Origin of the sequence: Paenibacillus lautus, from assembly GCF_050482385.1 — a bacterium.
Taxonomy (GTDB): Bacteria; Bacillota; Bacilli; order Paenibacillales; family Paenibacillaceae; genus Paenibacillus_AQ; species Paenibacillus_AQ lautus_B.
The window spans coordinates 43,417-61,765 of sequence record NZ_JBCNHV010000028.1 but is presented as its reverse complement, the minus strand read 5'-3'; the positions used below and the strand labels follow the sequence as shown (position 1 = coordinate 61,765).

12 protein-coding genes are annotated in these 18,349 nt (G+C 50.4%); all 12 read right to left on the bottom strand.

Going from position 1 to position 18,349, the window contains the following annotated elements; genetic code table 11:
• Positions 1–11: 11 nt before the first annotated feature.
• A complete protein-coding gene (locus ABEW73_RS28995) occupies positions 12–1,682 on the bottom strand; it encodes an ABC transporter substrate-binding protein (RefSeq protein ID WP_430171683.1) in 1,671 nt (556 codons plus the stop codon).
• 30 nt (positions 1,683–1,712) lie between these two features.
• Entirely contained in the window at positions 1,713–2,609 is an 897-nt protein-coding gene (locus ABEW73_RS28990) for a carbohydrate ABC transporter permease (protein WP_430171685.1), read from the bottom strand.
• Positions 2,610–2,625: 16 nt separating this feature from the next.
• Positions 2,626–3,483, bottom strand: coding sequence for an ABC transporter permease (locus ABEW73_RS28985; protein ID WP_430171687.1), 858 nt, complete (start codon positions 3,481–3,483; stop codon positions 2,626–2,628).
• Between the two features lie 212 nt (positions 3,484–3,695).
• Positions 3,696–6,005 carry a helix-turn-helix domain-containing protein gene (locus ABEW73_RS28980; RefSeq protein WP_430171689.1) on the bottom strand — a complete coding sequence of 770 codons (2,310 nt, stop codon included), beginning with the start codon at positions 6,003–6,005 and terminating at the stop codon, positions 3,696–3,698.
• Positions 6,006–6,260: 255 nt separating this feature from the next.
• Complete coding sequence (locus ABEW73_RS28975) at positions 6,261–8,570, bottom strand: discoidin domain-containing protein (RefSeq protein WP_430206415.1); 2,310 nt, start codon at positions 8,568–8,570, stop codon at positions 6,261–6,263.
• Complete coding sequence (locus ABEW73_RS28970; RefSeq protein ID WP_430171691.1) at positions 8,491–8,913, bottom strand: hypothetical protein; 423 nt, start codon at positions 8,911–8,913, stop codon at positions 8,491–8,493. The genes ABEW73_RS28975 and ABEW73_RS28970 overlap by 80 nt, the downstream gene beginning before the upstream one ends.
• A 199-nt stretch (positions 8,914–9,112) precedes the next feature.
• Entirely contained in the window at positions 9,113–10,765 is a 1,653-nt protein-coding gene (locus ABEW73_RS28965; protein ID WP_430171692.1) for an extracellular solute-binding protein, read from the bottom strand.
• Between the two features lie 20 nt (positions 10,766–10,785).
• The gene (locus ABEW73_RS28960; protein WP_430206409.1) at positions 10,786–13,146 is read right to left on the bottom strand and encodes a helix-turn-helix domain-containing protein; all 2,361 of its coding nucleotides are present in this window, start codon (positions 13,144–13,146) and stop codon (positions 10,786–10,788) included.
• Between the two features lie 217 nt (positions 13,147–13,363).
• Positions 13,364–14,488 (bottom strand): glycoside hydrolase family 88 protein, encoded by a 1,125-nt coding sequence (locus tag ABEW73_RS28955; protein WP_430171695.1) that lies wholly within the window; start codon positions 14,486–14,488, stop codon positions 13,364–13,366.
• Between the two features lie 48 nt (positions 14,489–14,536).
• Positions 14,537–15,418 (bottom strand): carbohydrate ABC transporter permease, encoded by an 882-nt coding sequence (locus ABEW73_RS28950; RefSeq protein ID WP_430171696.1) that lies wholly within the window; start codon positions 15,416–15,418, stop codon positions 14,537–14,539.
• A 10-nt stretch (positions 15,419–15,428) separates the two neighbouring features.
• On the bottom strand, positions 15,429–16,352 hold the full coding sequence (locus ABEW73_RS28945; protein ID WP_430171697.1) for an ABC transporter permease: 924 nt from the start codon (positions 16,350–16,352) through the stop codon (positions 15,429–15,431).
• Between the two features lie 60 nt (positions 16,353–16,412).
• Positions 16,413–18,062, bottom strand: a complete 1,650-nt coding sequence (locus tag ABEW73_RS28940; protein ID WP_430171699.1) for an extracellular solute-binding protein — start codon at positions 18,060–18,062, stop codon at positions 16,413–16,415.
• Positions 18,063–18,349 lie beyond the last annotated feature (287 nt).

Below are 18,349 nucleotides of genomic sequence, written 5' to 3'. Positions count from 1 at the left end.
AGATCCCTCCTTTATTTGCTTCTTCCATCATACGCTTCCTGATAAATTTCCAGATAGCGTGCAACGTTCATTGCTTCCAATTGCTTAACGTAACCATCCCAGTCCTTATCCAGATCGGCATCGCCGATCACGAAGCGGGCCATCATTTCATCAACATAATCATTGATTGTTTTGGACAGATCCGCTACCTCGGACGCCTGCTCGTTGGTCAAAAATAACGGCGGCACGGTGCTGACATCGGTTGGTTTGTGGGGTTCGTATTTATTTTTCGTTTCATTGTACAGAATGACTTCCAGATCGTCGTCTCCTTTCGCAACAGCGCTAAGGCGGAAATCATTCGTCCGCAGACTCGGACCGGTTTGAATCCAGGCTATATTCTGCACCGTGCCGTAAGACTTCAGCTCTGACCAGACCGCGGGCTCTCCGTTGATGCCGATCTCTCCGTACTTCGCTTCCCGCCATTCCTCGTCCGGGCGACCATACACGCTTCGCAGCGTATGCTCCCGTTCGTACAGCCCATCCGCCCATCGCAGGGCAAGCTCAGGATGCTTGGCCTTCTTCGTGATGACAAATGCACCCGGATTCAATCCGGTGGAATCCAGAGCCGCGTAGCGAACGCCATTCGGTCCCTTGAGTGGCGGCACCGTCTTATACTCCAACCATCTTCCGCTTTCTCCAAGGAGTTGGGTAAATATACCCTGGTGCCCGCCGGTTGAAGCGCCAAGAAGTACGTTATCCGGGTTCTCGCCGATCTGGATCAGCTGATTGTCATCCTGCGTGAATGACTCCGGAGCGAGCAGCCCCTCAGCGTACAGCTTATTCATGTACCGCAAGCCTTCCCTCCACTCCGGTTTGTTGAAGGCGACGTCAAGCTTATCGTCTTTTATGAATATATGCTTGTAACTTGAGCCGTAAACCGGATTATAGATGAAGGAGTTCAACAGGAACGCATCAATGGAAGAGCTCCAGGATTTCGGTGAAATCGACAACGGAATTTCATCCTGGACGCCATTCCCGTTCGGGTCTTGTTCTTTAAAAGCTTTCAGCACCTCGTACAACTCATCCGTGGTTTCCGGCATCTCCAGATTGAGTTTCTTCAGCCAAGGCTCGTATATCCACATTTTCTGGCTCATGGAACAGTGGTAGCATTCATTCACTTCCGGAAGCGCATAAATATTGCCGTCCAGCGCCGTTATTGTGGATTGGATCTCCGGGTTATCCTGGAATATTTTCTTCGTATTCGGCCCCTGCTTCTCAATCAAATCATTCAACGGAAGAAAGGCGCCTTGCGAGCCGTATATCATCTGCTGCGCCGGCGAAATATTTAAACCCATAATGACGTCGGGATAATCCTCGCTGGCAAGAACGAGATTCAGCTTCTCCTGCATGCTCTGCTCCGGAACGACCTCCCACTCGATGTGCACATTCGTTTTTTCTTCATACCATTTGGTGAATTCATTCGTTTCGAAATTCTCGACCAGCGGATTTCCCCGCACCATCACCTTTAACGTGGTTTTCTCTTGAACCAGCGGATAGGTCCCCGGTGCGGATAAGGCGATTGGCTCGGTACCCGCATTTGGCGTCTCATCCGAGCCCTTCGGGCTCTGTGAACCCGTACAACCTGCAAGAAGGATACTGAATGCGGTGAATGCCCCGATGATCACCCGTGTTCTTTTTCTCATAACGTCCCGCCCTCCTGAAATATGGATGTTTTATCCCTTTAATGATCCGATCATGACCCCTTTGACAAAAAATTTCTGCAAAAACGGATATACGATCAACAGCGGTACCGAGGTCACCACGATCAGCGAATATTTCAGCAGTTCCCGCAGCCCTTGCCGAGCCGCAGCGGTTTTGGCATCGCCGAGCATTTCGATATTCACCTCGTTCTGCACCAGAATATCGCGAAGCACGAGCTGGAGCGGGTACAAATCCGCGCTTTTCAAATAAATCATCGCGTTGAAATATTGATTCCAGTGTCCAACGGCATAGAACAAGGCAATAACAGCCAAGATCGGACCCGAAAGCGGCAGCACGATACGCCATAAGAAGCGAAAATCGGTGCAGCCGTCCAGCTGTGACGCCTCCAGCAGTTCCTGCGGGATGGTCGTCTGGAAATACGTGCGCATGATGATGACATTCCACACCGATAACGCCCCCGGAATCAGCATCGACCATATCGTGTCAATCATGCCGAGATCCTTCACCAGCAGGTAGGTCGGGATCAGCCCCCCATTAAACAGCATCGTGAACACGAACAGCAGCATGAACATGTTTCTGCACCGAAAATCTTTGCGTGACAACGGGTACGCTGCCATCACGGACAGAATAAGATTGATCATCGTGCCTGCCAGCGTATAGAACAGCGTGTTCATGAAACCTTTGGCAACCATCGTATTTTTGAATACCGCACGATAGCCTTCGAGCGTCGGCTCGACGGGCCACAGCCATACCTTTCCTGACAAGACCGCGCTGCTTGAACTGAATGAGGCGCTGAGTACATAAATCAGCGGATATAACACAACGATGAGGAAAACGGATAACATCGCGTAGTTGACCACCGTAAAAACGCGATCCGAGCCGGATTCCTTCATGGCAGGTGATTGCATACAAGTCCCCCCTTCCTTACCATAGACTCTCCTGCTTCAGCTTTTTGGCCGTTTGGTTCACGATCAACAGCAGCACGAAACCGATGATCGCTTTAAACAACCCAATCGCCGTGGCATATGAAAAATTCATTGCTTGGGATACCAATCCTACCTTGTACACGTACGTGTCAATGACTTCGGATGAACGCAAATTCAGTGCGTTCTGCATTAACAGTATTTTCTCGAAGCCAGTCTCGAGCATTTGCCCCGTATTTAGAATAAGCAAAATCATAGCGATGGGCATGATGCCCGGGAGGTCAATGTGGCGCATCCGCTGCATCTTCGTGGCTCCATCCATGACGGCTGCTTCATGGAGAGCCGGATCAATTCCTGAAAGCGTTGCCAAAAAAATGATGCAGGAAAACCCGACATTCTGCCAAATATGGGACCATACATAGATCGACTGAAACCAGGAGGCCTCCGCCATGAAATGAAACGGACCTAAGCCGATCCAGCCGAGCATCGTGTTGATGAGCCCCGTTCTTGGATCCATAAACTGCAGCATCAAGCCCACCAGCACGACCAGAGAGATAAAATAAGGCGCATATGTAACCATTTGGACGGTGTTCTTGAAGCGCCGGTTCCTTACATAATTCAGTCCAAGCGCAAGCAGAATGGGAAACGGGAAACTGGCTATCAGTGTGTACAAGCTGATGGAGAATGTGTTCTTCAGCAATCGCCAGAATTCATGCGATTGAAAGAAACGTTCGAACTGGCCAAATCCTACCCATGGACTTCCGTTGATCCCCTTCGTGACGTTGAATTCTTTAAACGCAATCTGCGCCCCGTACATCGGTACATATTTGAAAATAATGATGTACAGCAGCGGGAGCAAAAAAAGCGCATACAGCTGCCAGCTACGAATGATACTCTTCCAGACACTCAGCGGCTACCACTCCAATCTACAATGGATTCGTCCCAATGCGGTCCGTGATTGGAGTATATACAGCCGGGTAGATCAGCGTAAATCTTCATGTTTCCGGTCGATTATTCAGAATTTTAGAATGGGCTGTTATTCATTAATCAGGCAATACGCATTTCTTTAGATTAAGCTTGTTCTTCTGCACGTTGAAGGCGTCTATACTCGGTCGCGCTAATGCCATTTACCCGTTTAAACGCCCGGCTGAAGGTATTGAGTGACAGATAGCCGACAGCTGAAGCAATGTCACTTACCGGCCTGTCACTCGACGCCAGTTCCCGCTTCGCCTCATCCATTCGGAGTTTCTCCAGATAATCCGAGAAATTCAAGCCTGTTTGCTCCTTAAAGAAGTAAGATACATAAGCCTCGGAGGTCCGCGTTTCCCGGGCGAGCGCGGTTAAACTCAGATCACCTTCCCCATAGTGCCTCTCGATATAGGTAAGCAGTCGGCTCGTTAAATGGTCATTATGGCTCTTCTTTCTCTCCTCGTTCTTCTGACAGAGCCGGGTGAAAGCGGCATAGAGAATGTTCATGGCTTCGGCTGGGGGCATAACCGGATTTAACGCTCGGATGACGGCTTCCATTTCCTCCGTTCTGCCGCTTCCATCATTCCCTGTCGGTTCGCAGCATTTCATCAGGGTACCGCTAAGCTCCTGGGCAAGGAGCTTCTCCACGGCCATCGGCAATTGCCGCTCCAATCTATTCTTCTCCTTAATCTGCAATAGTAGCTGCTGCGTCTCATCCAGATTTCCTGCCTTCACAAGCTGTATCAACCTCATCTCTTCATCGGCCGGATAATAATAGGAAAAGGCCGGCGTTTCCATTTCAGCATGATATAAGATCGGAGCCTTCTCGCTCCATCCTGCATGATGAAGCACAAACCTGGCCTCCCCGTAGGAACGGTATAGCTCAGCAATGCTGGACTGGCACTCGCCTACAGCCATATACAAGCCCGTATCTGAGATTCCGCTCAAATGCTCGTAAATTACCTTTATATTCGCTCGCATCTGTGTGATAAAATCCGCGTTGTCTACTGCCGTTCCCGACAGGATCAGGACCAATTGGTTTTCACCAAAATCATGCAGCAGCACCTCCTCCCTGCATAATGCTTGAAGCCTGTCGCGGAGGTTGATTTTTACTATATCGAGCTCCATCAGCATCTCTTCCATAAACGGCTCCTGGTATCCCCGAATATGAAGAAGGGCAACCGCATGGTGAGATCCTCGAAGTTGGACTTGTGCGTGTTCCATGGCAGCCTCTATCTCCTGCATCGACGTGAAGCTACCCTTCAGAAGCCTGTCAACCACGACATTCCGCAGCAGCGGAATCTGCTCTTCCAACCGCTCCTTCAGCGTATCATGACTTTCAATCAACTCGGACACGGAATGTCCGATATAATCAACGGCGTTACGAGAAACCACATGCTTTGCATCCCGACGCGATGACGGCAGAAGCTGGAGGATCTTAAGGAATGGTCTGCTGCTTCGATATGCAAAATAGCCGGCGATCCCAAGCCCCAGCAGAAGAGCCGTAATAAAGATCGTCAATGTCAGCTGTTTGATATAATTTGCTTTTTGGAGCACCACGGATTTCGGTTGAGCGGATACATAGCTCCAGCCATTGTATTTGGAAGTGGATTGCGTCACCAGCATTTCCTGACCGCCCAATCGGATATGGGAGTAGCCCCCTCGTTTGGGAAGCGCTTTCAAAACATTCGGTTCTTTCAAACCAATAGAACTGATCAGGTTGCCGTTCTGATCCGCTATGTAGGCAAACCCTTCTTGTTCCGGATCGACTTTGCGAAGCATGTCCTGAATCTGCTTGTTGTTGATCAGTACAGTGACAACTCCGCTGCTCCTCTTATTCCCGAAGGATTGCATGTAGCTGACAACCGAGTAAGGTTTGCCTTCATACAGGACCGAATGGCCTGGGGCATACGTTTTATAATGATACTGCCCAAACAGAGCTTGCTTCCACTCGCTTAATGACTGGTCGTCATAGCGCAGCTGCAAACGATAATACTGGTCCACCGTATACACCTTACGAGGTGAAACGATCATGTTGCTGTTCCTGTAAGCGATGTAATACTCCAAGATGAAGTGATTGAACAATTTGTAATTAAACAAACTCTTTTCCAAATCCCATAGACGATAAGGACCTGTTCCGACAAACGGTTCTTTCTCAAATTGAAAAGACAGCACCTTCGATTCGCTCGACATTTGCCGTGCCATGTTCTCGATTTCGGCAAATCTCTGATCCAGCGCTTCCTGGATTTGCTGCAGAGCGGCGGAGGTGCTTCTCACCGTCTCGCTTTCGATAAGCCCTGCAGTCTTCCCATAAGCAAACCATCCAACCAATAGGGAGCCCACCAAAATGACAGCATACGGTATAAAAAATCGAACCAGCAGCGCTGCCTTCTCCCCGGAAACGGATTTCACCGCTTTATTCCCCCTTTCATCCCTTCAGATATGATCCAATATAACAAAGAAAACGACATATAGTCAGTAGACCAAAAGGCACTGATTTTCCCCCTCTCATGCATCCGTAAACGAAAAAAACCGCCTGTGCAGATCGGATTCGACCATTCATTCAACCCCTTACTTCCTAGCTTCGTCATAACCTATGCCTGACATATGCTCAAGGGAAAGGGCATCCCGCTGCTGCATAAGCACAGCGGAATGCCCCTCTTCAGACTATTCTCCATGAATCCAGATTTCGATGATGCTGTTCCAGGTGTTGATCTCATTCCCTTGACCGACATAACGAATGTATTTCGCCTGAACCGGCGCAAAGGCAAAGGTTTCGTATGCTGCCTGTTTCTTGCTGGAAACGCTGCTGAGCACCTTCTGGTAGTTGATTCCGTCCGTCGATACTTCGAGATCAAAAACATTCGATCGCGTATGCCCATTGTAGAACAGAATGCTGACCTGATCCACCAGCGTTGGCTGATCCAGCTCCAACTGCAGATGTTGTCCTTTGCCATCCGCGGACCATCGGGAATCCGGGTCGCGGTCCAGCGTGTGAATCGGCAGGTTGCCGTCGTCAGCGCTAGCGGTTACCTTAGCTACAGCCGCCAATGGTCCCTCCGGTTCCACCATCGGTTCTTTGACTTCGAATCGTTCGCGTGCTTCAACGTTCACGCCTTGAACCACGCATCTCGCAATGATGTCGACCATGCCTGCTTTCGTTGCGTGGAATATATTCCCTTCCGTATATCCGATTGTTTCATCACTTGATGCGTACGTTACGGGAATGTTCAATTCCGAGATTTGGACAACTTCACCATTATCAAGCGTGAGATAGGATGCCAGTTCCCCGCTGCGTCCCGCACTGATTGCATTTCCGGCGACTCTCCACCCTGGAACGGCCTTGTTCGGAGTAATCGAGATATTCTCCGGCAAGACCGGCGTATTCGCTACATTAAATTTCACCTTTACTTTCCGGGTATGCCCGCGATACGTTAGGATGATCTCGCCTGTTCCGTCTGCTCGCCGCGGCTGCTTGATGCTGATATTAACATCCTTGGCCAACGGCGTCGCAGCAATGACCGGAGGCTCCGTTGTTCCATAGGGCAGCGTATGGGCATACTCCGTTCTTAAGAACTGCATGCCTGCTATGGCCTCTCCATCGATCAGCAGGGATTGCAAACCCAAGCTGATCTGATCCATTCGATTCTTCGATTGGTCTTGATATAAGCTCTGTGGCGACAGACGCGTTCCTTCACCGATTCCCTCAGCCATATCAAACGGCTGCGTGTTCGCATCCGGAATGGAACCGACAATATGGACGTTCACGCCGGTGACGCTGCCTTTCGTTCCGATCACGTAGCCGTTACCGAATTGCTCCGATTCCACAATGACGCCGGGCTTGCTCCGGTGCGCCGCCTGGCCGGTCGTATTCCAGAATACGCTCTCCGTCGTAACGACGCCGTGTCGGTTGGTCTCCGATGAGCCGTAGTCTCGCGTAATCGCCGAAATGGCATCGCCGTTAACGACCAGATTATCAATGAGATTCGCCATGCTGAGATACATGTGGAAATCGGTCAGCAGCGAAGGGTTCTCGGAGTAAGCACCCTGCAGCACATTCCCGTTCGCGGAGAAATTGGCGTACGTGAAGCTGTGTCTGGCTCCAACCGCTTTGCTGTTTTTGATGAGATTATCATTGCCGATGAACTGATATAAGTAACCGTTCCCGTTTGCTCCCCGGTACTGCGGGTACTGCATCGTCACATTATCGACGGTGACATTTTTGGTTCGGTCCAGAATGATCCCTTTGGACAGAATATGATAGTCTGCATTGCCGGAAGGCTTATAGGTGCTGATATTCCGAATCCAGCTGTTGGCGGCAGCCACGATATTGATCGCTTTGGCATTATCGCTCTCATATCCAGCCGTGCCGACGACTTTGAAGTCATCCTCGCCAAGCCCCGGCTTGGGATTCTGAACGTTGGCTATCGAGAAATCCTCCAAACCGATTTCGGCGATCGGATCTTCCGTCCGGCTAATGGTGATATGGTCACGGAGTTTCATTGGATACCGGGTAGGAATATCCAGGGTAAGGGTTTTATTCCCGGAATCCACGGCAACGATTTGCCTGTAGAATAACGGCTCTACCTTGCCGAGACGGGAAGACCATTTGTTCTGCATGCCGAGTTCAGTCAAGAAACCCGGGGTCGTTTCGAACGTGATCACCACGTAATCGTTCACCGCGAACCCGCTGGTATCCTCAACGGGCAAGAGCACGGTGGGATCGGTAAGGGATTTTCGAAGCTTCGTGGCCGCCCCTGTTTTCTTCCAATCTCCGCTGCTGACCCGAATGATATCCTTGTTCTTCATGTTTTCCTGCGCATTATAGATATGGGTTTTGTTCATGCCGTCGCCTTTCAGGACAACATGGCTTGCCGATATGGTCAATGAATAATCCTTACCGGGCTGCGGCGCTACCCGATAAGTGCCCTTTGGAAGATACACTACGCCTCCGCCAAGCGCCGAAGCGTCGTCGATCGCTTTTTGGATAGCCGCCGTCGCATCGCTGCGGCCGATACGGCGCTTTTGTCACGTCGATCCGCTTGTTCTTTTTCGTTCTCGGAATCTCCTCTTCCCCGCGCCGATAACCGGCATAGGAAAAATCGTGCAAAAATCTTCCCTGCTCATCTCGATATCCCGGATACCAGTTCTTAGGATAGAGTCTGCTTCTGCCGTCCTTGTCCAATGTCATACCCTCACTTGCGCTCCCTTGCGATGGTTGTTGATCCTTCACCGATGCCTGAACCTCATTCGTTGCCGGTACGGACATTCCAACAGCTAAAGTCAGCGCCAACACTAGGAAGGGCCATTTTCTTCTCATTGCCTCATTCTCCTCCTTGATTACGATTTATTCGGATGTGAACGGTTACAACAAGCTGTGCTATACACCTCCCATCGCTGCTCAGCAAGATTCACGGCAAAGCCATGTCGGCATTTCACCATTGATTGTAGGGCATGAACGAATCGGGTCCTATGATCAAAAACTACATTTCGATGCCCATTTCCTCCACTGACGGGCTTTACCTGGCAGAAACGGCCTGATTATAGCGATCTAAAGCCTGCTGCTGGATCTGTATGGCGCGATCGATTTGGAGCGACTTCATCTGTTCCACGAACATATCAAAGGATTCGACCGGTTCCGTGCCAAAAATAATCTTCAGCGACATCTCATCGACAACCTTGTTCACTTCCTGCATGATGACCGACATCTCCGTGTTTTCCTTCTCGGTTTTGGGCAGTGTTGGCAAGCTATGCAGCGCCGCATCTGTGCTGGACCATAATCGAACCGCCTCCTTTTGCTCCGGCAAATTATAGTACTGTTCCATGTAACGCGTATCTTGCACAAACGGACCGAAGTAGCTGGCTCTCGTATACATCGCGAGAGCTTGGGCAGGCGCCAACTTATCGGGATTCTTCAAGATGGTGTCGGTATACGCGGGATAGCCGTCCTTCATCACATAACTGACTCCCTCGATTCCGAAATTAAACAGCAAATGACCCTCCGGCCCATAACCATAATCCAGCATGCGAGCCGCCTCCTCGACGTGCTGGCTGTTGCTGGAGATTGCGACTCCGCCGCTTGCGCCTATGGCTGGGGCGAGCTGGCCGAATTTCGGTCGATCACCTTTATTCAGGACAGGATAAGGCGCCGCAACGAGCTCCGCCGATGGATCGTTTCCTTGCAGAATAGGCAGCCAGGTGCCGATGCCTGCGCCTGCATTCCATATGCTTGCACCGCTGCGGCCGATGATCATGCTCATATCCTGCGTTTCGGAATCGACCGCAGCCAGATTTTTATCGATGAGGCCTTCCGCATACCAATCGCGGAACAACGTTAGAAATTCCTTATATTCCGGTTCTTGGGCTCCGAATTTAATCATGCCATCCTCCTGGTAAAACCCTTTCTTGATGCCGTAAGCTCCAATAAAGCCGCCGCCTTCGATGCCGAACAGCGGATTCGGTACGCCCAGGAAGGTCAGCGGTGCTTCAGCACCCTTCCGTTCCTTGAAAGCGGCCAAGACCGTATGCCATTCGTCGATCGTCGTTGGCACTTTTAGTCCAAGCTCGTCCAGCCAATCCTTACGGATGATCGGGCCTTGGTAGGTACGCAACTTGTCGTCTCCTTGAATGAACGGAAAAGCGTAATAACTCCCGTTGGCCGTCCGGATCTGCATGTCGATATCCGGATGTTCGTTCAGGTACTGCTTCAGATGGGGCGCGTATTGATCGATAATGTCGTTCAGCCGCAAAATATAGCCGTCATTGATCGCTTTCTCCGGCCCGCCCGGATAGTTGATCCATTCGTATTCAATCATGTCCGGCAGCTCTCCGGAAGTAAGCAGGACGTTGATCGCTTCTTTCGCTTGGTTGGTTGGCGGCTGGATGAAATGAAGCTTGATTCCGGTTCTATGCTGCCACTCCTGAAAGAAAGGCACTTCGTTGAAGCTGGACTTGATGCTTGCGGCATTGCCGTTCAGCTCTGCCCAGTACGTTAATGTCAACTGTTCATTCATATCAGGAGTGTAGGGCGCTTGCTGTTTAGAAGGGGCAGATCGGTCACTGGTCTTAACGGCCGAATCCGTCCCCGACTGTTCGCATGCCGTCAACAGGCAGGTGAGCGCAATGAATACAATCATCAATGCCATCCGTGAGCATTCTCTCTGCAACTTCATACGCATCCCTTCTCCCTTCATCAATGGATTTCTTTGTATTTGCCGGGCGTAATGCCCTCGTATTTCTTGAATACCCGAATAAAAGTCGCCGCATCGTTATAACCGACCAAGCGGGATATTTCGTTGATCGATTCCTGCTTGTGCCGGATCATTTCTTTGGCTTGTTGGATCCGATATTTATGAATGCAGTCGAGCAGGCCTTCGCCTGTTTGATTCTTGAAGAGCTTGGACAAATAACTGCCCTTCAGTTCAAAATGCTCGCCGATCGCGTTGACGTTCAAATTCGCATCATCATAATTGCACGCAATGTATGACGTAACCTGCGCGACGAGATGGCGGATGGCGTCCTCCCGCTCTTGGGATACGTTGTTTACGCGCTTCTCGGCGGCGTAAGCGCAAACTTCCTCAAGCAAAGCCTGCAAGGCTGTCTGCATTTCCTGAATGGTGTCACACGCTAGGATGTCGTCAATCCGCTGCGAATAGTTGGCCAAAGTGCTGTTCTCGCTGTCGCCTAGCTCATTCATGGCCTTGATCATCGTGCCGACGAGATTAAATATTAGACATCTTGCCAACGTGAGCGACATCACCGGCTTATCGAAATTTCGCTTCGTGATCTCTTGCATGAAGGCACTAGCCTGGCCGATGTCACCGGCCTTAATGAAGTTAATCAACTGCTGCTCCACCTGAAGCGGATAATCGTACCCGAACGAATCTTCTTCCAATGCATCGCTTCGGATGTCTTCATAGGTAATGATGCCTTTCTTGCCGAGCACCATTTTATATTCCATGGCATCAACGGCTTCCTGATAGGCCTCTGCGATGCCGATCCATGACGAATGTAGTCCGCTGATAGAGACCGTCAATTCCATGTCATACCGGTCCAAGAAACGCTGGGCTTCCGCCGCAATGGTATGCAAATCGTGGTGCCTGTCGGAAGAATCCGCTTTCAAATTCACGAGGCAGACCATCATATCATCTACTTCGGCTACATACCCGGCATGGTTCTGCTGAAGGGATAGCTCCTCCACCACGTTGGAGATGATGAGGTAGATCAATTTGTTTCTTTCATTGATATCAATGCCCGGCAGCTTCGCATACAGATTCTCCTCATTCTCGATCACGAACAGAATGACGGCGAATTCGCTGGAGTGGAGCGGCATTTGAAAGGATCGGAAGGCTTCTTCGTAAGGAACCAGCGTGTCCTGCTTTCCTTTTAACAGCCGGTTGATCATATTGGACCGGAGCACATGCTGATGTTTCTGCAGTTGCTGGGCAATTTCGTTATTCTCCGATCTCGTGTTCATGATGACCTTCTGAATAAACCGAAGCTCGTTGCGTTCAGCGGGCACGCTCTGCGTGCCCTTGTCCTTCAACGATTCCACGAGCTGCTGGATCGGTGAGTAATTCCGACGCATGAAGAACCAGGTCAGCACGCCGGCGCCGATTAAGCTTACCATTATGCTGATATAGGTGAAATTTCGGACATAGACGGCTTTTTCCCAGTACAATCCGCTGGGGATGATTAAGGCATACTTCAAATCCGACACCGTGGAATCCATGTAGAACAGCTCCGATTCGCCGGCCTTTGATTGGTCCAACAGAACCCGGCTTCCATCCATGAAGGGTTTCAGCTCCTCCGATCCGGGCCGATTGCTCATCAGAATCTCGTTGTGCTGATTCAGGATCATCAGCGTCCCGCCGCTAAAACCCGATATGCTCTCAATCGCTTCCTGAAACCTGCCGGTATCCGCCATAACCACGACCGTGCCGGTCTCCTGTCCATTCAGATCGTGCGGCAGCTGAGTAACGTAAGCGATGGAAGATTCAGCCGGAGCCGCATTCAGATGTGGCAGAAGCATGAATTGATTTGTACCCGCGCCGAGGATCCGTTCCCTCCATGCGTCATAAGCTAGCACTCCCGTATTATGTATCGTATGGAAAGCCGTTTTCATATCCCGGATATTTCCAGAACGTAGAACAGAGTTGTCTTTTTTCCACACCACATAGAATTCGTCGATGGATGCGTAAGATGTTTTATATAAGCGGAATTCCTTGACCAATTGGTATGCGGTATAGGGTGCTTCCTTAGCCGGTTGATTGGAATACATCAGCGTTTGAAGTGTCGGGCTCCACGTCATCTCCATATTAAGCCGCTTCATGAGATCGATCTGCGTATCGATGGTGTATCGCATCTGCTTCAGCAAGGAATCGTTGGCCCGATGAATTTCACTCTTCAGCGTATCGTTTGCCTGTGCGTAAATGACCAGACTGATCAAAATCGGGACAAACAGAACGGCACTGTACGATACGAGCCAGGTCACGATAATGCTTTCCCGTTTCTGCCATAAATATTGAATGTTCAGCAACAGCTCATCACCCATATCCTCGTAGTTTGTCTATGTGTAGATCAGGAGTTTATTATACGGCAAGAGCCCGCTTTGGCATATAGATAAAAAGTTCAATTCGATTGACAAAAAGACGATCCGACAATCCGATGCGCCACAGCCACAGCACAAATAGCCCGGATAGACGACGAACGCCTATCGGGCTTCCTATGCTTAAGCGGCAGGGATCAATCTATCCCGACGCCATTCGTTATTAGAATATTCGACGCTGCCAGCCGTTTAATTTGGCAACAGCTTCCACGTAAAAATAGTCGCCGTAAATGAGGGACACGTTCACGTTTTGCCCTGCCGGTTTATGGCCGGTGCCTTCGATTAGAATGCCTTCATGTTTCGAGTCGTTCCAGGTTCCGTAATGTTCGTGCAGCGACGATAAGATGCGTCTTGCAGCAATCCCGTACAGTCGTCCGCCTTCCGCTTCATGCAGCACGTCCGCGAGTTCAAGCAGTCCCGATGCGGCGATTGCACCGGCCGAACTGTCCCGTGGAATGCCCTCTTCTCCTTCTTGCTCCGCACGGAAATCCCAAGGAGGCACATGATTGTCGGGCAGGCTGGCAATGAAGAAATTGGCCACGCGCTCCGCAGTTCCCAGATATGCCGAGTCTCCCGTATATCTATACATATTCGTTAAACCGTATAGCGCCCATGCCGCACCCCGACTCCAAGCGGAATCCGGCGCCGCTCCTTGTCCTCCCATGGCTTCTGCCCGTTCACCGCTCACCGGGTCAAAGCGGATGATATGATGGACGGATCCGTCTTCTCTTATGAATTGTTTCATCACCATGTCCGCATGAGCTCTTGCGATATGAGCGAACCGGGGATCGCCGCTCTCCTCCGATGCCCAGAACAGCAAGGACAGGTTCATCATGGTATCGATGATCGACCAGCCGTATTTATCTCCATTCCAGGCGCGGATGAAGCTACCTTTGAGGTTGAAACGGCCCGTCAGGTAGTTCGCCGCGAACAAGGCACGCCTCGCTGCGTCTGCGTCACCCGTCAATTTATTTTTAATGACCGCTGTTGGCAGAAACTGAAATCCTACGTCATGGTCAAAGTAATGATCCTCAAGGAAGCGTTTCGAAAGGCGTTCATCCCAATCCCAAGCTGCATTTTTGTATCTCTCATCACCGGTCATATCGTATATGATCCATAGAATTCCCGGCCAAAAGCCTGAAGTCCACCAATCGAGCCTCATGTCGTCATAGATGCCGTTCGCGCCGGCTACGTGCGGAGATTTGTTCCCGATCCCCTCCAGCATTCGATCCGTTTTGCTCTTGATCTGGTTCCAAACTTCCTGCCTATTCTCAATTACCCTACTCATTTACGCTAGACCTCCTTACCCTTTATGCGATTTAAACGATTCACGGGATTAACCTTTCAATGATCCAACCATGACGCCTTTAACGAAATATCGCTGTAAGAACGGGTAAATGCACAGGATCGGTATCGTAGCCACCATAATGGTTGCATATTTAATGGTTTCCCCGATTTGGAACCGATCCCCCGCCGATGCGCCTGCCGACATGCTCTCCGTGGAATTGGCGATCAGGATTTCGCGCAGCACCAATTGAAGCGGAAACAACTCGCGGCTCTTGATAAACACCGACGCGTAGAACCAGCCGTTCCACTTATCCACCGCATAATACAGAATCATCACGGCTATGACAGGCATGGATAACGGAATGATGATCCGGAACAGAATCGTGAAATGATTGGCTCCGTCAATTTTGGCCGACTCCTCCAAGCTGTCCGGGATGCCCATGAAGGACGTTCTCATGATGATCAGATTGAATGTGCTGATGGCGAACGGCAGTATCGTTGACCACAAGGAATCCAGGAGGCCGACTCCTTTTACGATTAAATACAACGGAATCAGCCCGCCGCCGAAAAACATCGTGAATACGATAAAGAACATGAACACTTTGTTCCACATCACGTTTTTGCGGGACAGCACATAAGCTCCAAGCGCCGTCATGAAGAGGTTGACGAACACGCCGAACACAACGATGAACAACGTGTTCCGAAAGCCGATACCGATGCCAGGATTCGCAAGGACGCTCTTGTAAGCATCCAGGCTGAAGCCTACCGGTTTCCATAATAGCCCTTTGTTGGCCAACAGCTGTGACGAGTCGCTGAATGACGCAAACAAAACGTAGAGCAGCGGATACAACGTTGCGATGACAAGCAAAATCAGAAATGTATAATTAATGACATTAAATATCCGATCGAACCAACCGCTTTCCTTCTTCAAAAATACCACCTCACCATAAGCTGTTTTGACTAACCCTGCGGCTGATGTAATTCGCCGAAATCAGGAGCACCAGATTGATAACCGAGTTGAACAAACCGACCGCGGAACTGTAACTCCATCCGAATTCCAGCAATCCCTTGCGGTACACGAAGGAAGAGATGACATCAGCTGTTTCATACGTGACCGGATTATAGAGGAGAATGATTTTCTCGAATCCGACATTCAGCATATTGCCCATCCGAAGAATGAACATGATGGTAATGACGGGCAGGAGACCCGGAAGCGTGATGTAAAACATCTGCTTGATGCGGCTCGCTCCATCCATGCGAGCAGCCTCATACTGCTCCAAATCGATGCTCATCAACGCGGCGATATAGATAATGGATTCCCAACCGATACGCTGCCATATTTCGGACAGGACGTAAATGGGCCTGAACAGCTCCGGCTTTTGCAGCATGGCTTGACCGTCGTATCCCAGCATCATGAACAGCCGGTTGATTAATCCGTCGGCGTTGGTGAAGTCCGTAATAATGCCGCAGATCACGACCAGTGATATGAAATAAGGCATGTAGGTTATCGTCTGGACGACCCGTTTGAATTTGCGCTTGCGTACTTCATTGATCAACAGCGCCAGAATGATCGGTGCCGGGAATTCGAAGATCAGCGTATACAGGCTGATGAGAATGGTGTTCTTTAAGACGCGCAGAAAATAATAGCTGTTGAAGAATTCCTCGAAGTGTTTGAGTCCGACCCAATCGCTTTCCAGAATGCCTTTCATCGGAGAATAGTCTTTGAAGGCAATGATTGCGCCGTACATCGGACCGTAATGGAAAATAAGGTAATAGCCGATGACAGGAATCATCATGATGTACAAATACTTGTTCATCATGAAGTCCCGGATGAACCGGCTCTTGAAGGACTGACGATCGTTCATGATGTAGGGTTTCACCTCGTTTCAAATGGGGAGGGCTGGAGCAGCCTCCCCTTGTATTGTTTACCGGTTGTTGTAACGCTCCAGCGCGGCGGTCTGAATCTCGATTGCACGATCCAGATTCAGCGACTTCATTTTAGCTACATAGCCTTCGAATTCATCCGCCGATTCGTTGCCGAGAATGATCTTGATGGTCATCTCGTCCACGAGCGTGTTGATGTCGTTCATAATCGTTGCGTACTCGGAACTCTCTTCCGGCGTCGGCGTAATCGGCGGCAGGCTGTATTTGGCTGCATCCGTATTCTTCCACACTTCAATCGCGTCCCGCTGGGTTTGCAAGGCAAAGAACTGCTCCGCGTAACGCTTGTCCTGAACGAACGGTCCGTTATAGCTGCTGCGGGCATACAGCGATATCGCCTGCGCCGGAGCCAGTTTATCCGGGTTCTTCATTAACAGATCCGTGAATTTCGGATAGTCGCCTTCCAGGCTGTAGCTGACGCCCTCTTCCCCGAAGTTGAAGAACATGTGCCCTTCCTCACTGTAGCCGTAATCCAGCATGCGAACGGCAAGCTCCGGATCCTTCGCCGCGGTCGTGATAGCGACCGTCCCCTCCGAGGCGTAACCTTGGTTGCGCTGCCCGAATTTCGGAACGTCGCCCTTCTTCAAGACCGGATACGGGGCTGCTACCAGAACGGCATCCGGATCGTTCGCCTCCACCAGCGGCTGCCACTTCCCGATGCCTCCCCCTGCGTTCCCGACGGTAGCCCCGGTAGCGCCGGACGCCATGTTTCCGTCAACGGCTTTGGTATCGGCTGTTGCGATGTTTTTGTCAATAAGACCTTCCTTATACCAAGCCTGGAACAACTTCAAATACTCTTTGAAACTGGCTTCGGCCGGGCCGAATTTGATCTGCCCGTCTTCCTGGTAAAATCCGCGATTCACGCCGAACGCCCCGATAAAGGCACCATTCCCGGAATCATTGAAAAATCTTGGCTTGCTCACCACCGAGAACGGAGCGGCTGCCCCTTTCTTCTCTTTGAACGCCCGTAAGGTTGTCGTCCACTCATCAATCGTTTCTGGAACCGGAAGTTCCAGTTCGTCAAGCCAATCCTTGCGGATGATCGGTCCCTGGAAGACGCGAAGGTACTCATCCCCGCGGATGAACGGGAATACATAATAGCTGCCGCTGTCGGTTTTGACCATTTTGTCGATATCCGGATTCTCCTCCAGGTACTTTTTCAGGTTTGGCGCATATTGGTCGATCAGATCGTTCAGCTTGAGGATGTACCCGTCATTAATGGCTTTTTCCGGGCCTCCCGGAAAGTCTCCAATGAAGTTGTACTCGATCATGTCCGGCAAATCCCCGGATGCGAGCATGACGTTCAGGGATTCCCTGACCTGACCCGTAGGCGGAGCGGTGAATTCCAGCGGAACCCCGGTTTTCTCCTGCCATTTTTGAAAAAACGGAATTTCGCTGTGCGAATTTTTGACTCCGATCAGATTGCCGTTAATCTCGCCCCAATACGTAAGCTTCTTATCCGTTTGGATCGGATAAGTTGTTGCCTCCGATTCGGTTGTACCGCCAGGGTTCGTACCCGCAGCTCCCTCTCCCTGATTTGTTTCGCCCGTTTTGCCGCCTCCGGACGAACAAGCCATGAGCATCGTGCCTAATAACAAGATGATCAAACTCGTGGATAACGTTCTTCTTCTCATTGACCTTGCCCTCCAAAATATCGAATGTTTGTGTCTAACCCAGATTAATGGAGGACCCGTTGTTGCGATATTCTCAAAACATACAACGGCATGTTGATTTCATCTTAAGCAAATGACGATTTATACAAAGCGATTGGCAATTTGCAAAAAGGCCTGGGCAAGAGAACTCCATGATTCCTCGACAGGCATGCCATCCAGCAAACTAAACAGACCATGCGGGAATCACATGATCTGTTCATTGGCAACACGCTCTGCTCCACTTGAACAATGAATGGATTGAAGGAACT

What these genes read in the sequence shown, in the direction of transcription:
- ABEW73_RS28995 (WP_430171683.1), bottom strand. Translation starts at nt 1,682, where the DNA reads ATGAGAAAAAGAACACGGGTGATCATCGGGGCATTCACCGCATTCAGT.
- ABEW73_RS28990 (WP_430171685.1), bottom strand. Translation starts at nt 2,609, where the DNA reads ATGCAATCACCTGCCATGAAGGAATCCGGCTCGGATCGCGTTTTTACG.
- ABEW73_RS28970 (WP_430171691.1), bottom strand. Translation starts at nt 8,913, where the DNA reads ATGAGAAGAAAATGGCCCTTCCTAGTGTTGGCGCTGACTTTAGCTGTT.
- ABEW73_RS28965 (WP_430171692.1), bottom strand. Translation starts at nt 10,765, where the DNA reads ATGAAGTTGCAGAGAGAATGCTCACGGATGGCATTGATGATTGTATTC.
- ABEW73_RS28960 (WP_430206409.1), bottom strand. Translation starts at nt 13,146, where the DNA reads ATGGGTGATGAGCTGTTGCTGAACATTCAATATTTATGGCAGAAACGG.
- ABEW73_RS28955 (WP_430171695.1), bottom strand. Translation starts at nt 14,488, where the DNA reads ATGAGTAGGGTAATTGAGAATAGGCAGGAAGTTTGGAACCAGATCAAG.
- ABEW73_RS28945 (WP_430171697.1), bottom strand. Translation starts at nt 16,352, where the DNA reads ATGAACGATCGTCAGTCCTTCAAGAGCCGGTTCATCCGGGACTTCATG.
- ABEW73_RS28940 (WP_430171699.1), bottom strand. Translation starts at nt 18,062, where the DNA reads ATGAGAAGAAGAACGTTATCCACGAGTTTGATCATCTTGTTATTAGGC.